16 protein-coding genes and 1 riboswitch are annotated in these 15,294 nt (G+C 52.1%); of the genes, 2 read left to right on the top strand and 14 right to left on the bottom strand.

Annotated features, from left to right (window positions below; genetic code table 11):
- Positions 1–9 precede the first annotated feature (9 nt).
- From SLIP_RS02960 to SLIP_RS12700, 14 genes are all read right to left on the bottom strand, one after another.
- A complete protein-coding gene (locus tag SLIP_RS02960) occupies positions 10–687 on the bottom strand; it encodes an HD domain-containing protein (RefSeq protein WP_013174794.1) in 678 nt (225 codons plus the stop codon).
- Entirely contained in the window at positions 688–1,224 is a 537-nt protein-coding gene (locus tag SLIP_RS02955) for a tetratricopeptide repeat protein (RefSeq protein ID WP_242649141.1), read from the bottom strand.
- 19 nt (positions 1,225–1,243) lie between these two features.
- A complete protein-coding gene (gene purD, locus SLIP_RS02950) occupies positions 1,244–2,530 on the bottom strand; it encodes a phosphoribosylamine--glycine ligase (RefSeq protein WP_013174792.1) in 1,287 nt (428 codons plus the stop codon).
- Between the two features lie 49 nt (positions 2,531–2,579).
- Positions 2,580–4,103, bottom strand: a complete 1,524-nt coding sequence (purH, locus tag SLIP_RS02945) for a bifunctional phosphoribosylaminoimidazolecarboxamide formyltransferase/IMP cyclohydrolase (protein ID WP_013174791.1) — start codon at positions 4,101–4,103, stop codon at positions 2,580–2,582.
- 27 nt (positions 4,104–4,130) lie between these two features.
- Positions 4,131–4,814: a phosphoribosylglycinamide formyltransferase gene (gene purN, locus SLIP_RS02940; RefSeq protein ID WP_013174790.1), complete on the bottom strand. Its 684-nt coding sequence runs from the start codon at positions 4,812–4,814 to the stop codon at positions 4,131–4,133.
- Positions 4,811–5,845 (bottom strand): phosphoribosylformylglycinamidine cyclo-ligase, encoded by a 1,035-nt coding sequence (gene purM / locus SLIP_RS02935; RefSeq protein ID WP_013174789.1) that lies wholly within the window; start codon positions 5,843–5,845, stop codon positions 4,811–4,813. Before purM ends, purN begins: the two co-directional genes overlap by 4 nt.
- 16 nt (positions 5,846–5,861) lie before the next feature.
- Positions 5,862–7,256, bottom strand: coding sequence for an amidophosphoribosyltransferase (gene purF, locus SLIP_RS02930; protein ID WP_041432658.1), 1,395 nt, complete (start codon positions 7,254–7,256; stop codon positions 5,862–5,864).
- Positions 7,241–9,445, bottom strand: a complete 2,205-nt coding sequence (purL, locus tag SLIP_RS02925; protein WP_013174787.1) for a phosphoribosylformylglycinamidine synthase subunit PurL — start codon at positions 9,443–9,445, stop codon at positions 7,241–7,243. Before purL ends, purF begins: the two co-directional genes overlap by 16 nt.
- Positions 9,445–10,146 (bottom strand): phosphoribosylformylglycinamidine synthase subunit PurQ, encoded by a 702-nt coding sequence (gene purQ, locus SLIP_RS02920; RefSeq protein ID WP_013174786.1) that lies wholly within the window; start codon positions 10,144–10,146, stop codon positions 9,445–9,447. The genes purL and purQ overlap by 1 nt, the downstream gene beginning before the upstream one ends.
- Before the next feature lies 1 nt (position 10,147).
- Positions 10,148–10,399, bottom strand: coding sequence for a phosphoribosylformylglycinamidine synthase subunit PurS (gene purS, locus SLIP_RS02915; RefSeq protein ID WP_013174785.1), 252 nt, complete (start codon positions 10,397–10,399; stop codon positions 10,148–10,150).
- Entirely contained in the window at positions 10,392–11,111 is a 720-nt protein-coding gene (gene purC / locus SLIP_RS02910; RefSeq protein ID WP_013174784.1) for a phosphoribosylaminoimidazolesuccinocarboxamide synthase, read from the bottom strand. The genes purS and purC overlap by 8 nt, the downstream gene beginning before the upstream one ends.
- Before the next feature lie 21 nt (positions 11,112–11,132).
- Positions 11,133–12,428 (bottom strand): adenylosuccinate lyase, encoded by a 1,296-nt coding sequence (purB, locus tag SLIP_RS02905; RefSeq protein WP_013174783.1) that lies wholly within the window; start codon positions 12,426–12,428, stop codon positions 11,133–11,135.
- Between the two features lie 4 nt (positions 12,429–12,432).
- Positions 12,433–12,948, bottom strand: a complete 516-nt coding sequence (gene purE, locus SLIP_RS02900) for a 5-(carboxyamino)imidazole ribonucleotide mutase (protein ID WP_013174782.1) — start codon at positions 12,946–12,948, stop codon at positions 12,433–12,435.
- A gap of 122 nt (positions 12,949–13,070) precedes the next feature.
- A riboswitch (guanidine-I (ykkC/yxkD leader) is annotated at positions 13,071–13,169 on the bottom strand.
- 67 nt (positions 13,170–13,236) lie between these two features.
- A complete protein-coding gene (locus SLIP_RS12700) occupies positions 13,237–13,410 on the bottom strand; it encodes a hypothetical protein (RefSeq protein ID WP_013174781.1) in 174 nt (57 codons plus the stop codon).
- A 128-nt stretch (positions 13,411–13,538) separates the two neighbouring features.
- Between SLIP_RS12700 and SLIP_RS02895 the strand changes: the two genes are divergently transcribed.
- Together SLIP_RS02895 and SLIP_RS02890 are read left to right on the top strand one after the other, a co-directional pair.
- Positions 13,539–14,261: a sigma-70 family RNA polymerase sigma factor gene (locus SLIP_RS02895; RefSeq protein WP_013174780.1), complete on the top strand. Its 723-nt coding sequence runs from the start codon at positions 13,539–13,541 to the stop codon at positions 14,259–14,261.
- Positions 14,248–15,219 (top strand): anti-sigma factor domain-containing protein, encoded by a 972-nt coding sequence (locus tag SLIP_RS02890; RefSeq protein WP_041432656.1) that lies wholly within the window; start codon positions 14,248–14,250, stop codon positions 15,217–15,219. The genes SLIP_RS02895 and SLIP_RS02890 overlap by 14 nt, the downstream gene beginning before the upstream one ends.
- Positions 15,220–15,294: the final 75 nt, after the last annotated feature.

Here is a 15,294-nt window from a genome sequence, read left to right as displayed (position 1 = left end):
CAAACCTGACTACAACAGCTTAACGTCGTTTATAAGAAGTTCAAACTGGCAGCCGAGAAACTCGGCCGCCCGTTTGCACATCAGCATCTTGGTCAAGAATATCTCAAAGTATTCCATAACCGAGCAGGTTCCGGTATCGATCCTAAGCCTTAGAGTAATGACTTTTTTCTCGTCATCGACCAGAAGAGCCGATTCCTTGGCCGCATAATTGACCCGGTCCCGGATGGTAAAGCACGACGACTCCCGCTTGCGTACCCGGGTTTGGTGCACGTCCGACTTGTCAGCCAGTATCACTGCTGCTGCCACCGGGTTAACCGACTGGCCGTCGGCATGTTCCTCGTGGTTGCCGATGGCTGCCAGGATTACTGCTATTTCCTCTGGATCCATATTCATTCCCATCAATACCTCTAGAACCATGATAGCTCCAGACAATCCATGAGAATACCTGTTAACCAGGTTGCCTATATCATGAAGATAGCCGGCAATAGCGGCCAGTTCCGCTTCCCGCTGTGAATAGCCTAAAGAGTTCAGTATATCGTAACTCAGAAACGAAACCAATTCCGCATGTTTCTGGTTATGCTCTATGGCCCCAATGTTGCCAATAAATTCGTTGCCCCGGGCCATGTATTCGTTGACAACCGTATTGTTTTTAATAGCCTCCAAAGTAATCAAACCATTTTTTCGCAACTAAGGTTCCTCCTCCAGCCGCCTTAAGAGATCCCGAGCCTCAGAGTGGACCCGAGCAGTAGAAGGTATGGAACTCAACAGGCGTTTGGCTTCTTCTTTCTTTCCTTGCTCCACCAGCTTCTTCGCCTTCAGGTAGTCCTCTCTGTACCGTTTCTGCTGCAAGGCTACCGCCATTTTCTCCCTAGCTTTCTCGGGATCGATTTTCTCCATCTCCTTGTACTTGGCAACCGCTTCATCATATTTGCCCTGAGCTAACAAGACATCGCCCTGCATGGTTATCTCTTTCACCCTGAGTTTCTGCGGGAACTCTGCCATCTCGAGGCCGTAAACGGTTAGCAAAACTATCATCCCCAGGCTTGCCAAAATCCACGCCGGGCTAAACCTCTTCAACCGGCGCCACCATGCCAGAAGCAAGAGAAAAGGCAGGCCAAACAAAACCGTAAACTTTATGAAAAAGCGAGTAGGGGTGTAGATACACAGCGCTATCACTACTGCCAATAAAAGCAAGAACAGAACAGGTGATGGTTCTCTTGCCATGTTCTTCACTTCATGCACCTCAACGCTTCAAGGCTCTGTACCCTATGTCGCGCCGGTAATGGACACCCTCAAAATGCACTTTAGGAATTTCTTTATAAACCTGGTCTATGGCAGACTTGATGTCGGGCCGCCTGGCCACGATACCCAAAACCCGCCCGCCGTCCGTAACTAGCCGGCCGTCGGCGGTTTTGGCAGTACCGGCGTGAAACACCAATATGTCAGGAGACAGCTCCTGGAGCCCTGTTATCTCGTGCCCTCGGGCATAGCTTCCGGGGTATCCGGCAGAGGCCAGAACCACACATACACAAGCCTCATCGCTAAATGTCACCTCAGCCTGTTTGAGGTTGCCCGTAGCCACAGCTTCTAGAGCCGGGAAAATATCTGTGTCCATTAAAGGAATCACTACCTGTGTCTCTGGGTCACCGAACCGGGCGTTGAATTCCAGCACCATAGGTCCTCGGTCGGTTACCATAAGCCCAGCGTACAGCACCCCCCTATATGGGATGCCCTCCGCCACCATAGCCCTGGCTGTGGGAACCAGGATGTCACGCATGACCACCCGATGCAGTTCAGGAGTGTATACCGGAGCCGGAGAATAGGCGCCCATCCCGCCAGTATTAGGCCCCTGATCGTGGTCAAAAACCCGCTTGTGGTCTTGAGCAGCAGCCAGGAAAACCACTTCTTCCCCATCCACCAGCGCGAACACACTGACTTCTTCTCCATAGAGACACTCTTCTACTACAACCCTGTCTCCCGCCGATCCGAAGACCTTGTGCACCATAGCCTGTTCTAAAGCCTCGAGAGCTTCTTCCTGATTTTCAGCTACCACTACTCCCTTGCCAGCCGCCAAACCGTCTGCTTTCACTACCAGTCGAAGCCCAGGCTCTTTCATCCGATCACGGGTATAAGCTGCGGCTTCTTCTATCCGCTCAAACACGCGGTATTCGGCGGTAGGAACTCCGTACTTATGCATGAGATTCTTGCTAAATACCTTGCTTCCCTCGATCCTGGCTGCCCGGGTTGAAGGACCAAACACTTTCAACCCTTCAGCCTGAAAAGCATCTACTATCCCTGCCATCAACGGGGCTTCCGGCCCCACAACAGTAAGGTCAATCCCTTTTTCCAGGACAAACTGCATCAACCCTCTAATATCAGTAGGGTTTATGGCGACACATTCGGCCTGCTCGGCTATACCAGCATTGCCGGGTGCCGCGTATATCTTCTCTACGTCGGGGCTTAATGCCAGTTTCCATACCAGGGCATGTTCCCTGCCCCCTGACCCTACTACCAAAACCTTTTTCCCCATACCTTACCCTCTTTTCCCGCTTGATGAGCCTATTATATCCTGACTAATTCTAATGCTTGAAGTGCCGTACGCCAGTGAAAACCATGGCTATCCCGTGGCGGTTGCACTCCTCTATACTTTCCTGATCGCGTATGGACCCACCTGGCTGAATGATAGCGGTAATACCATACTGGGCTGCCAGCTCCACCGTATCCTTAAACGGGAAGAACGCATCCGAGGCCAAAACCGCCCCCTTCGCCCTTTCCCCGGCTTGTTCTAAAGCCAGGCGAGCTGCTCCTACCCGGTTCATCTGGCCAGCTCCGACCCCCAGAGTCAACCCGTCTTTGGCCACTACAATCGCGTTAGATTTGACGTGTTTTACCACTTTCCAAGCAAACAACAAATTCTCCATTTCTTCCGGTGTAGGGACCCGGTCTGTCACGACGGTGAGCTCTGCAGGCAGAAGTTCGTGTCTATCCGCTTCTTGTACGACGAACCCGCCTTCTATCGATTTGACTTCCAGTCCAGACTGGACCTCTACCGGCAAGGCCAGAACCCGCAAATTCTTCTTTCTCCTCAGAATCTCCAGAGCTTCTTCGTCATAACCAGGGGCTACAACCACCTCCATAAAGGGTTCTGCCACCTTTTTGGCGGTATCCGCATCAACCACCCGGTTGAAAGCGATTATGCCACCGAATGCAGACACCGGATCGGCCGCAAAAGCCTTCTCATAGGCAGAAACAAGGTCATCGGCTACCGCGGTTCCGCAAGGATTCGTGTGCTTGATAATCACGCATGCCGGCTTGTCAAACTCTCTGACCAAAGCCACGGCTGCCTGAGCATCGATGATGTTGTTATAAGAAAGTTCTTTACCATTTAGCTGCTGGGCATTGGGTAACCCGTCACCCTGGAGATAGTACCTGTAGAAAGCAGCCTTTTGGTGCGGGTTTTCTCCGTAGCGCAACTCGTAGACCTTTTCTCCTGCGAAGGCAACCTCTTCCGGGAATCCAATCCCTAGAAGCCCAGCCAGGTACGAAGACACCATAGCATCGTAAGCGGCAGTGTGGCTGAATGCCGCGAACGCCAATCTTAAACGATGCTGTTCGTCTAAGTCGCCTTTCCCCTTAAGCTCGTCTAAAACCCGGCCGTAGTCTTCTGGCCTAACCACAACTATCACATACCGGTAGTTCTTGGCCGCAGCCCGTATCATGGCAGGCCCGCCGATATCGATGTTTTCAATAGCCTCTTCCAGGGTTACTCCTGGGCGCAAGACCGTTTCCTGAAAAGGATATAGGTTCACCGCTACGATATCGATGGTTTGAATTCCGTGCATTTGTAATTGTTCAAGGTGATCGGGGCTCCTTTTCGCCAGGATACCCCCGTGCACTGCCGGGTGTAATGTCTTTACCCTGCCATCAAGAATCTCTGGAAATCCGGTAACTTCGGCCACCTTTACCACCTTGATACCCGCCTGCACCAGGGTATCGTAAGTTCCTCCGGTCGACACTATTTCGTATCCCAGCTCCTCCAACCCCCGGGCGAACTCTACCACCCCGTCTTTGTTGGAAACGCTTATCAATGCTCTTTTAGCCATTCTCTCTGCCTCCTTGTACTCATAACCTCACGGCTGCGTATCCTGATCCCCGTGCTCGTCCCCGATGATCCGAACCCGCCTGCCTTCTACGACCACCCTTCCTTCTGCGATGAGTTGTAAAGCCTTAGGATATATACGGTGTTCTTCCTTCAAAATGCGGGCCTCCAAAGTCTCTACCGTGTCGTCGAAGTACACCGGAACCACGGCTTGGAGAATAATAGGGCCGGTATCGACTCCCTCGTCAACGAAGTGCACAGTACACCCGCTGAAGCGGACGCCGTAGTCTAAGGCCTGTTTTTGGGCGTGAAGTCCGGGAAAAGCAGGTAATAGAGCGGGATGGATGTTTACCGTCTTCAGGTGATACTCGTTTAAAAAAGTCTTGCCCAACAACCGCATGTACCCGGCAAGAGCCACTATGTCAGCCTCAACCTCCTGACACGCTCGAACCAAGGCTTTTTCGTATTCAATACGCGAAGCGAAACTTTGAGGATTTATGTACAAAGCTTTAATGCCCCGTTTGCGAGCCCGTTCCAAGGCCTGAGCATTCTCGTTATCGCTTATCAGCAACACGACCTGGCCGTGCAACCTGCCTTCGTCAACAGCTTGGCAAATGGCTTCAAAATTGCTTCCCCGACCTGAAGCCAAAACCGCCAGACGTAATTTGGGTTCCTGAGAATTACGGGTTGTCATCAAATTGTGAGAAATCGTCATTTTATTACTACCCCTTCGATTCCGGGAATAATCTTACCTATTACTATAGGTTTTTCTCCCTCTGACTGCAACAAGCTAACAGTTTGATCAATTTCAGCTTCATCTACTATCAGTACAAAACCTATCCCCATGTTGAATGCGCGATACATCTCTTCTTCATCCACGTTACCGGTTTCTTGTATCAACCGAAAAACCGGCAAAACCGGCAGTTTGCTCTTGTCGATAAGTGCCCCCCATCCCTCGGGGAGAATACGTTTGAGATTCCCCGGAATCCCGCCCCCGGTAATATGGGCCATGCCTTTTACATCCACTTCTGACATGAGCCTGAGGATACTGCGAACGTAAATGCGCGTGGGGGTCAGAAGTTCCTCCCCCAGCGTTTTCCCTAAAATCTCAACTTCTTGGTCCAAACCGAATTTGGCCTTTTCGATAAGCACTTTCCTCGCTAAAGAATAACCATTTGAGTGCAGGCCGGATGAAGGCAACCCGATAACAACCTGCGAACCACCAACCCGACTCCCGTCTATCAACCGGGGACGATTAACTACCCCTACCGCGAACCCGGCCAGGTCGTACTCATCCTCCCCGTACATTCCCGGCATTTCTGCCGTTTCCCCGCCGACCAGGGCACACCCGGCCTCAACACAACCCTGGGCCACCCCTTTGACCAAGGCTTCGACAACTTCTGGAACCAGTTTGCCTACTGCTACATAATCCAAGAAAAACAGGGGTTCAGCCCCGTGGACCAGGATGTCGTTAACACACATCGCCACCAAGTCGATGCCGACGGTATCGTGAATCCCCATCATCTGGGCAATACGCAGTTTGGTTCCTACCCCGTCCGTACCGGAAACCAGAACCGGTTCGGGGAACCGGGCTAGATCAAGAGCAAAAAACCCGGCAAACGCCCCGATATCCGCTAATACTTCCGGCCTGTTGGTCATTTTAACCCAGGGCCGGATAAGTTCTACCGACCGGTCAGCTGCTTCTAAATCCACCCCGGCCTTTTTATAAGTAAAACCGTCCGACATAAGCTCACCCCTCATCTTAATCGTCGACCGGTATCGGGTATTCGCCATTGAAACAGGCTGCACACATTGACTCCCTGCTGTTCTCTATAGCCTCAAACATCCCTTCGACACTGATATAATGAAGGCTATCAGCTCCGATAAACTCTCGAATGGCTTCTACATTCATTTTCGCGGCTATCAACTCTTCCCGGCGAGAGGTATCGATACCGTAATAGCATGGACAAATGGTAGGCGGGGAAGCAACCGCCACGTGTACCTCCTTGGCCCCTGCTCCTTTTAACATACTCACTATCTTCTTGCTGGTCGTACCCCTGACAATCGAATCATCTACCAGGATAACCCGCTTGCCCCGCACCGTCTCTACTACAGGATTCAGTTTTAGCCTCACTCCCGTATCCCGCATTTTCTGAGTAGGCTGGATAAAAGTCCTGCCAATATACCGGTTTTTCATCAGGCCTTCCTCGAACGGTATCCCCGACTCCTTGGAGTAGCCCAAGGCAGCAGATGTCCCCGAATCAGGCACGGAAATCACGATATCAGCTTCAACCCGGTTTTCCCTGGCCAACTGGCGTCCCATGGCTCGCCGCGCCCGGTTCACGTTTGTCCCGTCGATAGTACTGTCAGGCCGGGCAAAATAAATGTATTCGAAAATGCAGTGAGCCCTTCTCGTTGAATACAGGGCCTTGTGTGAAGACAACCCATTGCTGTCGATTATTACTATCTCGCCAGGTTCTATGTCACGGATGAACTTGGCCCCTACGGTATCAAGAGCACAAGACTCGGAAGCAAGAACATAGTTACCCTCCAGTTCTCCCAAGCAGAGTGGCCTGATGCCCATCGGATCCCTGAATCCTACCAACCGATCCTCGGTAGCCAAAACCACCGAGTACGCTCCCTTTATGTCGATCATGGCTTTAACCAGAGCATCTTTCAGCGGATTCTGAGAATAACGGGCTATTAGATTGGCTATTACCTCCGTGTCGGTTGTGGTCTGAAATACCGAACCCAGAGTCGCCAGTCGGGTCCTCAACTCGGTGGTGTTCACAAGATTGCCGTTATGCCCCAGGGCCACCATGCCTTTCAAGTAGCGGAAAACCAGCGGTTGCGCGTTTGACAGGTGGCTTTCCCCGGTAGTGGAATAGCGGACATGGCCGATAGCGATGTGTCCCGCCAGCTTGGCTATCACGTCGGGGGAGAATACTTCGGAGACCAGCCCCATGGCTTTGTGCAAAATAATCTCCTGGCCGTTAGAAACCGCAATGCCAGCGCTTTCCTGCCCCCGGTGCTGAAGCGCGTATAGTCCGTAGAAAGTTATGCGGGCCGCTTCGGTAGATGTGTTGTCCCCATCCTTGAGGTATATACCGAAAACCCCGCAAGCCTCTTTCATCCAGTCGTCTAACTCATGAAACATCTTATAGCTCCCTCCCAAAGCGCTGCTGCCTCCTCTACACCCAGGTTTATTACTTCTCGCTGCCCTTTCCGGAAGAGCAGTCTATCTCCTCCCACCTTGCCCATGACCCTGGCTTCGACCCCGTGACTCTTGGCTGCGGCCAGCACATCATCGAAATGCAACCAAGAGATGGTTATCACCGCCCGCCCCGGGGCCTCGCTGAAAAGGACAGCGTCCGGCCGCCATTCTGGGTCGAGTTGTACCGTAAACCCCAGCCCCCCGGTGATGGCCCCTTCAGCCAAGGCTACGGCTAGCCCTCCATCCGAAATATCGTGGCAGGAATTCACCCACCCGCTCCTAATCACAGCCAATAGGAAATCGATGAGGGCTTTTTCCCGGACGAGATTTACTTCAGGCACCTCACCTGCTACTAACCGGTGCATAACTTTCAAATACTCGCTGCCACCCAGTTCAGTTCTAATTCCTCCGATCAACAGGATTAGGTCGTCATCGTTTTTGAAAGCCATGTCCGTGCGTTTTTCAATGTCATCGATGAGGCCGACCATCCCTACTACGGGAGTAGGGTAGATGGCTTCCCCGTTAGTCTCGTTATAAAAACTCACGTTTCCGCTCACTACCGGTATCTCTAACTCCTTGGCCGCAGCTGCCATGCCTTTTACTGCCTGCTCAAACTGCCAGAAAACATGCGGTTTTTCCGGGTTACCAAAGTTCAAACAATTGGTCAAAGCCAAAGGTTTGGCCCCTGTACAAGCCAGGTTCTGGGCCGCTTCGCACACAGCCAGCATCCCGCCCCGGAAAGGGTCTAAAAATACCATGCGCCCGTTGCCATCCGCGGTGAGAGCCACTCCTTTCTTATGACCTTTGACCCTCATTACCGCGGCATCTGCTTTTCCAGGTACTATTGCCGTGTTGATCATAACTTGGTAGTCGTACTGGGTATATACCCACTCCTTGTTGGCAATATTCGGAGACGCGAGTAGTTGCTTTAACGCAAGGTTGTAGTCCTCAGGCTCAGGCAGGCTCATCGGATCAAAAGCCTTCTTTTCTCGGTAGTAGTCGGGCTCTTCCGCCTGGCGGTAATAGACCGGGCACATCTTGGTCAGTCCGGCTACCGGCACCTCCCCTGCTACCTGGTCTCCCTCCTTTACCCTAAAGATCCCGTCACCTGTCACTCTTCCAATAACCGCCGCATCCAACCCCCACTTGTCAAATATCTCGCGAATCCGGTCTTCCTTTCCTGGTTTAGGACAGATCAGCATCCGTTCCTGAGATTCCGAAAGCATCACCTCATAAGGGGTCATGCCCTCTTCCCGTCTCGGAACCAGCAAAACGTCGATCTCTACTCCCCGGTCCCCTTTGCCCGCCATCTCGGCTACCGCACTGGTCAGTCCTGCCGCTCCCAAATCCTGCATTCCAAAAACCAGGTCTTCCCGGATGATTTCCAAGCAGGCCTCGATCAAAAGTTTCTCCATAAACGGGTCTCCTACCTGGACCGAGGGTCTCTTGTCAGCAGATTCCTCCGAAAGTTCCTCGGAAGCGAAGGTTGCCCCGTGAATGCCGTCCCTGCCGGTCTTAGCCCCGACCACCATCAACGGGCTCCCTATCTCCCCGGCTACGGCCAAAGCGATGTCGTCGATGTTGGCCAAGCCCACACACATGGCGTTTACCAGGGGGTTGCCCTGGTAGCTCTCTTCGAAATAAACCTCCCCGGCTACGGTTGGTATACCTAAACAATTCCCGTAACCTCCGATACCGGAGACCACACCCGAAAAAAGATATCTAACTCGCTCGTCCTCGATTGGGCCGAACCGCAGCGAGTCGAGAATAGCGATAGGGCGAGCCCCCATGGTAAAAATGTCGCGTACAATCCCGCCTACTCCCGTGGCTGCCCCCTGGTACGGCTCTACAGCTGAAGGGTGGTTGTGACTCTCAATCTTGAAAACCAGCGCTTGATTATCTCCGATGTCCACCACCCCTGCGTTTTCACCAGGCCCCTGGATAACCCGAGGACCTGAAGTAGGGAATAGCTTCAAGACCGGCCGGGAGTTCTTGTAGCCGCAGTGTTCCGACCACATGACGGCAAACATACCGAGTTCGAGATAGTTTGGCTCCCGGCCTAAAATGTTCCTAATCTGAGCGTATTCTTCATCAGTCAGTCCCATTTCTCGCCACACCGGCTTGTCCTTCATCACCTGCAAGCCCCCTTGAACCAATTTACCATGGAAGCGAGTATGTAATAGCCGTCGCGCCCGCCGAGAATCGTTTCAGCACACCTTTCCGGGTGCGGCATCATGCCCAGGACATTACGTTCCCGGTTCACTATTCCAGCTATGTTGGCCTTTGAACCGTTGGGGTTGGCTTTTCGGGTTTCGTTACCTTCACGATCGCAATAGGTGAACACAATCTGGCGGTTTCTCTGTAATTCCTCCAGGACCTCATCGTCACAGAAATAGTTGCCTTCCCCGTGGGCAATAGGTACCGTCAGCACTTGATCTTCCTGCAAAAGGCAGGTGAAAGGAGTATCGATTGCCTTAACTCTCAGGTTAACCGGCAAGCACCGGAACTGGAGACTGTCATTTTTCAGCATAGCCCCAGGCAGAAGACCTGCCTCCAGAAGTATCTGAAAGCCGTTGCATATGCCTATCACCAATCCACCTTTTTGGGCAAATTCGATTAAAGCCGGCATTATCGGGGAAAGGCTGGCAATAGCACCGGTTCGGAGATAGTCACCATAGGAAAACCCTCCGGGAAGAATTAAAGCATCGAAGCCAGCCACGCTGGTCTCACGATGCCAGATGTAGTCTACCTCTTCTCCCAGTACCTCTTTTACCACATGGTAACAGTCTGCGTCGCAGTTGGAGCCTGGAAAAACAACCACGCCGAACCTCATATCACTCGACCTCCACCACTTCTACCTGGTACTCTTCGATGACCGGGTTGGCCAAAAGCCGGTCGCACATTTCCACCAGTAGGCGGTAAGCCGCTTCCTTACTCTTTTCGTCTAATTTTACCTCTATATACTTGCCTACCCGAACATCATCAACTCCCTTGTAGCCTAGGACGTGAAAAGACCTTTTAACTGCATCTCCCTGTGGATCCAAAACCCCTTTTTTCAGAGTTACGTGCACTTTCCCCTTATACATTAAGGCTACCCCCTTCCATCCGCTGCAGCACCTCTATATACGCCTCGCGCTCTTTACCCAGGTCCCGGCGAAAACGGTCTTTATCCAGCTTCTCTCCGGTTTGAACATCCCACAAGCGGCAGGTATCAGGAGAAATCTCATCCCCCAGTATTACCTTGCCCTGGTGAACCCCGAACTCGAGTTTGAAGTCAACCAGTTCCAAGTTCCTCTCCCGTAGAAAAGGTACCAAAACCGAGTTTATCTTGAGGGCCATTTCCTTCATCTCTGCCAACTGCTCCGGCGTGGCCCACCCCATAGTCAGAATGTGGTATTCGTTCACCATAGGGTCGTGCAGCTCGTCCGATTTGTAGTAGAATTCGAGAATGGGATTGGGAAGAGGAGCTCCTTCTTCTAGCCCTAATCTAGTAGCCAAGCTCCCGGCTATCCGGTTGCGTACCACTACCTCCACCGGGATTATGCTCAGTTTCTTGGCCAGCATGTTACGCCCGTCCAGCAGCTTGACCAGGTGAGTAGGAATACCGTTATCTTCCAAAATCTTAAACAACACCGAAGTCACCCGGTTGTTGACGATGCCTTTGCTTTCTATAGTGCCTTTTTTCTTGCCATCAAAAGCAGTTGCATCATCCTTATACTCTATCACCACGAGGTTTTCATCGTCGGTGGAGTACACCCTCTTGGCCTTGCCTTCGTAAATCAACTCTCGTTTTTCCATCCTCATCACTCCTGTTCTAGTCTAATCTAGTCCGCATCGCCTGAATATCTCATCGACATGCCTGGTATGGTATGAGTAGTCAAACAGCTGTTCCAACTCGCTGTCTTCAAGTCTCGCCTTTATCTCTTCATCCTCTTCTAGCAGTCGCTTCAACGGGACCTTTTCAGCCCAAGCTCGCATGGCGTTCCGCTGAACCCAGCGATAAGCCGTTTCCCGGAGCACCCCCTTTTCTATCAAAGCCAGCATTACCCGCTGGGAAAAGACCAGTCCCAGCGTTTTCTCCAGGTTGACCCGCATGTTATCTTCATAGACCACCAATCCATCGACCACATTCGTAAACTTGTCCAGGATGTAATGCAGAAGAATGCAACTGTCGGGGATAATCACCCTTTCCACTGAGGAATGGGTTAAGTCCCTTTCGTGCCAGAGAGCCACGTTCTCCAAAGCTGCGAGGGCATTTGCTCTAATGACCCGAGCCAACCCGGCCACCCGCTCGCTCATCATGGGGTTTCGCTTGTGAGGCATGGCTGAAGACCCTTTTTGTCCGGAATAAAAAGGTTCCTCCACCTCCAAGATATCGGTGCGTTGGAGGTTTCTGACCTCGGTCGCCATCTTTTCCAGCGAACTGGCGACTACCGCCAGGGCGGCCATGAATTCTGCGTGCCTGTCCCTCTGGATAACCTGGGTCGAAACCGGGCAAGGTTTAAGCCCCAAGCTGGAACACACATAATCCTCTACCGCCGGGTCGACGTTGGCAAAGGTGCCAACCGCCCCTGAGATTTTTCCATAACTGACCACCTCTCGCGCCTGCTCTACGCGCCGGCGATTGCGCTCCATCTCGGTATACCACAAGGCCATTTTCAGTCCGAAGGTAATCGGCTCGGCATGAACCCCGTGCGTCCTTCCCATCATCAAGGTATACTTGTGCTTCTTGGCCTGCCTTCCAATGGCGTTTGTCAATCCCTCAACTTTCTCAAGAATCAGGTCCGTTGCCTGCCGCATCTGTAAAGCCAACCCGGTATCCAGAATATCCGAGGAAGTAAGCCCCAGGTGTATGTACTTCGACTCTTCTCCCACGTACTCTGCCACACTGGTCAAAAAGGCGATGACATCGTGCCTAACCTCGTTCTCGATCTCCCTTACCCTACGTATATCGAAAGCGGCTTTTGCTTTGATATTTTCAACAGCTTCCTCTGGAATCCGCCCTAGCTTAGCCCACGCCTCGCAAGCTAAGACTTCAATCTTAAGCCAGTTGGCTAGCTTGTTCTCCTCTGACCATACTCTGCCCATCTCAGGCAGGGTGTACCGCTCGATCACCGTCCTACCCCCTCGTTTGCAGGTATCTTTCGATGCCCAGTTCCTTTAACCGGGCGTCTTTGGCCTTTACTTCTTCGGCTTGTCTCTGCCTGAACTCCTCAAGCCGTTCCCTCAGACCCGGATCCTTTAGCGCCAAAATTGATACTGCCAGCAAAGCTGCGTTGGCGCTGGCATTTATACCCACTGTAGCCACAGGTATCCCCCTCGGCATCTGAACGATGGAATACAGAGAATCTACCCCCGAAAGCGTGCTGGTTTTAATCGGTACTCCGATAACCGGAAGCGTGGTAAAAGAAGCAATCACCCCCGGCAGGTGAGCTGCACCCCCTGCCCCGGCGATAATTACTTCAAGCCCCCGGTCAATCGCCGTTTCCGCATACTTAGCGGTCTCCCGGGGAAGACGGTGAGCCGAACACACGGTGACCTCGTAAGCAACCCCAAACTCGTCCAGGATCTCAGCCGCCGGTTTCATCACTTCGAGATCGGAATCACTGCCCATAACGATACCGACCTTAGCCACGTTTTCACCCCTTGTGTCAAGTATCGATAATTCACCTTATTTGCCTCAGCTTGAAACCGAGGGTATAAAACATTTAGCCCACGCAGGTAGAGTTCGCATCGCCTTTTCTTTAGCGAAACCTACCCGCCTGGGCTTCTATCCCTCCGGTGTAACGCAGCGTGCGTCTGTGCCACTTGGACCAGTCCGTGCCCAAAGCACGCGGAACCCTAGGCACACTTTCGCCATATTTGTTTACACCCTGATATTAGCAAAAGCACGGAACCTCTGTCAACGATTCGACAGCAGGCCTTATAAGCTTTCAAGGCGGTTCTTCAGGGCCTGCAACTCCCTCTTCGCTTCCTCGAGGTCATCTGTTGCGCCTGCAACTCTCCCCCATTTGCGCCTCAGCTTTTCCACCTCCTCCTCAAGCTCAGCTACCTGCCGAGCCAAAAGTCGAGCTAATACCCGGTACTCCAATTGCATCGTTTCCCTCCTCAAGTGGCTTCTTGCCTGATACATAGTATTCCCCAAAAACCGCTACCCAGACCAACTCATGGTCATCGGAAGCAGGAACAGAGCAACAGGAGAAAGAACAGTTAAAAGAGGGGGTGGTGACAGCGGCGAGATCACGCTCGGAACAGGAAAAGACATTAAAACAAATACGAGAGGCACAGGACGGGAACACCCAAGCCCGGGAGCTTCTCATTTCCCAGCACTTGGGGTTCATAAAAGCGCTGGTACTGAAAAACGTGGCTTCTAACGAAGATATAATAAACCGGGATGAGTACAGTGTAGCTCTCATTGCCTTTAACGAAGCCATCAGTTCCTACAAACCAGGCCTACGGTCGTTCCAGTCCTTTGCAGCAGACGTGATAAAAAGAAGGCTCATCGATTACCGGCGTTCAACGGAAAAGCATCGAAAGCGCATCATATACGTAGACGATATAAGCAACCCTCTGCCCGACCAAGATGCTCTGGTAAACGGGGAAGAACTCGAAATCCGCATGGAAATGAAAGACTTTGTGCAAAAGCTTGCTCAGTATGGTGTAAGCCTACGGGACCTGGTGCAAGTGACTCCTAAACACCTTGATTCGCGCCGTTTGTGTGCGCAACTAGCCCAAACCATAACCGACAGACCTGATATGCGCGACTACTTCACCAAATATGGTACCATCCCGGTACAACGGCTGTCTGAAGCGAGCGGTATCAGCCCCAAAACGGTGAAGCGCCATCGCAAGTACATAATCGCCCTTTGCCTGGTACTGCTGAGTGATCTGGAAACGATGAAGCGGTATGTAAAGGGCCTGGGGAAAGGCAGTGATGCTCATGCCTAAAGCTATGGTGGTTGAAACTTATCCAGGCCGGGCAGTTATCATGACAGAAGAATGCGAGTTCAAAGAAATCAAGACCACCCGGCCTCTTCAAGTAGGAGAAGAAATCGAATACAACAGGTCCGACATCTTCGTCAACCGGCGAGCGACTATAGCCTTGGCTTGGGCGGCCTCTTTTATCCTATTCTTCCTTTTGATCTACTCGGTAACCGGACGCTTGATGACGGGAAGGCTTTATGCCTGTATAGGACTTGATATAAACCCCAGCCTCGAGCTGAGCGTAGACCGCGGTTTGCAAGTAGTCGAAGCCAGGTCCTTCAACCAGGACGGAGACAGGATCATAGCTGCGGTCAAGCCCAAAGGCCAGGAACTGGGAACTGTCTTGGCCGCTGTTGTCCGCCAGTCTAAGACCGCCGGCTACCTCCGGCAAAGCGGTAACGTTATCGGGATCGGCCTCAGCATGTACTCCGAGCCTGAAAAAAGCGCGGAACTTTTGGCTAGAATTGACCGGGATCTAGAGCAGGAGTTAGCCGCAAACCGCAGTCAAGCTAAAATCTACTACTTCACCATCGATAAAAAAACCAGGGAACAAGCGATTAAAGAGAAGGTGTCCCCGGTTCGCTATCTTCTTCGGCAGAAGGCTCGAGAGCAAGGTCTGTCCCTGCAGCAAAAGGACGTGAGCTTGCACAACCCGTCGGTTGAAAGAATTGCCCGCAAAACAGCAACTAAGATACGCGTCCAGGAACAAGACTCGTCTGTAAGGGTCAAGAAAGGCAAACAGAACCATACCACGCAGAAAAAGCCCCTAACCCGTGGCGAACAGCCGTTGATCCTGAAAAAGGAGTCGCTCGAAAAGAGTAAAGGCTTGAGGCGCAATGCCATAGAAAATTTCACGAAACGGGCTTCGCAAAACATGGAGCCAGGCCGTCCCCGGTTAATCAAGAAGAATGCTCAAGACTGAGTCTTGGGAACATTCTGTATTGGCCGGGGCCCCAAAATTAGCTGTCGTCTACGAAGTAATTAATAGAACCACCCA

Source organism: Syntrophothermus lipocalidus DSM 12680 (genome assembly GCF_000092405.1).
In the GTDB taxonomy this organism is placed as follows: domain Bacteria; phylum Bacillota; class Syntrophomonadia; order Syntrophomonadales; family Syntrophothermaceae; genus Syntrophothermus; species Syntrophothermus lipocalidus.
Note: the sequence above shows the minus strand (reverse complement) of the source record. Positions and strands in the feature narration are given on the sequence as shown.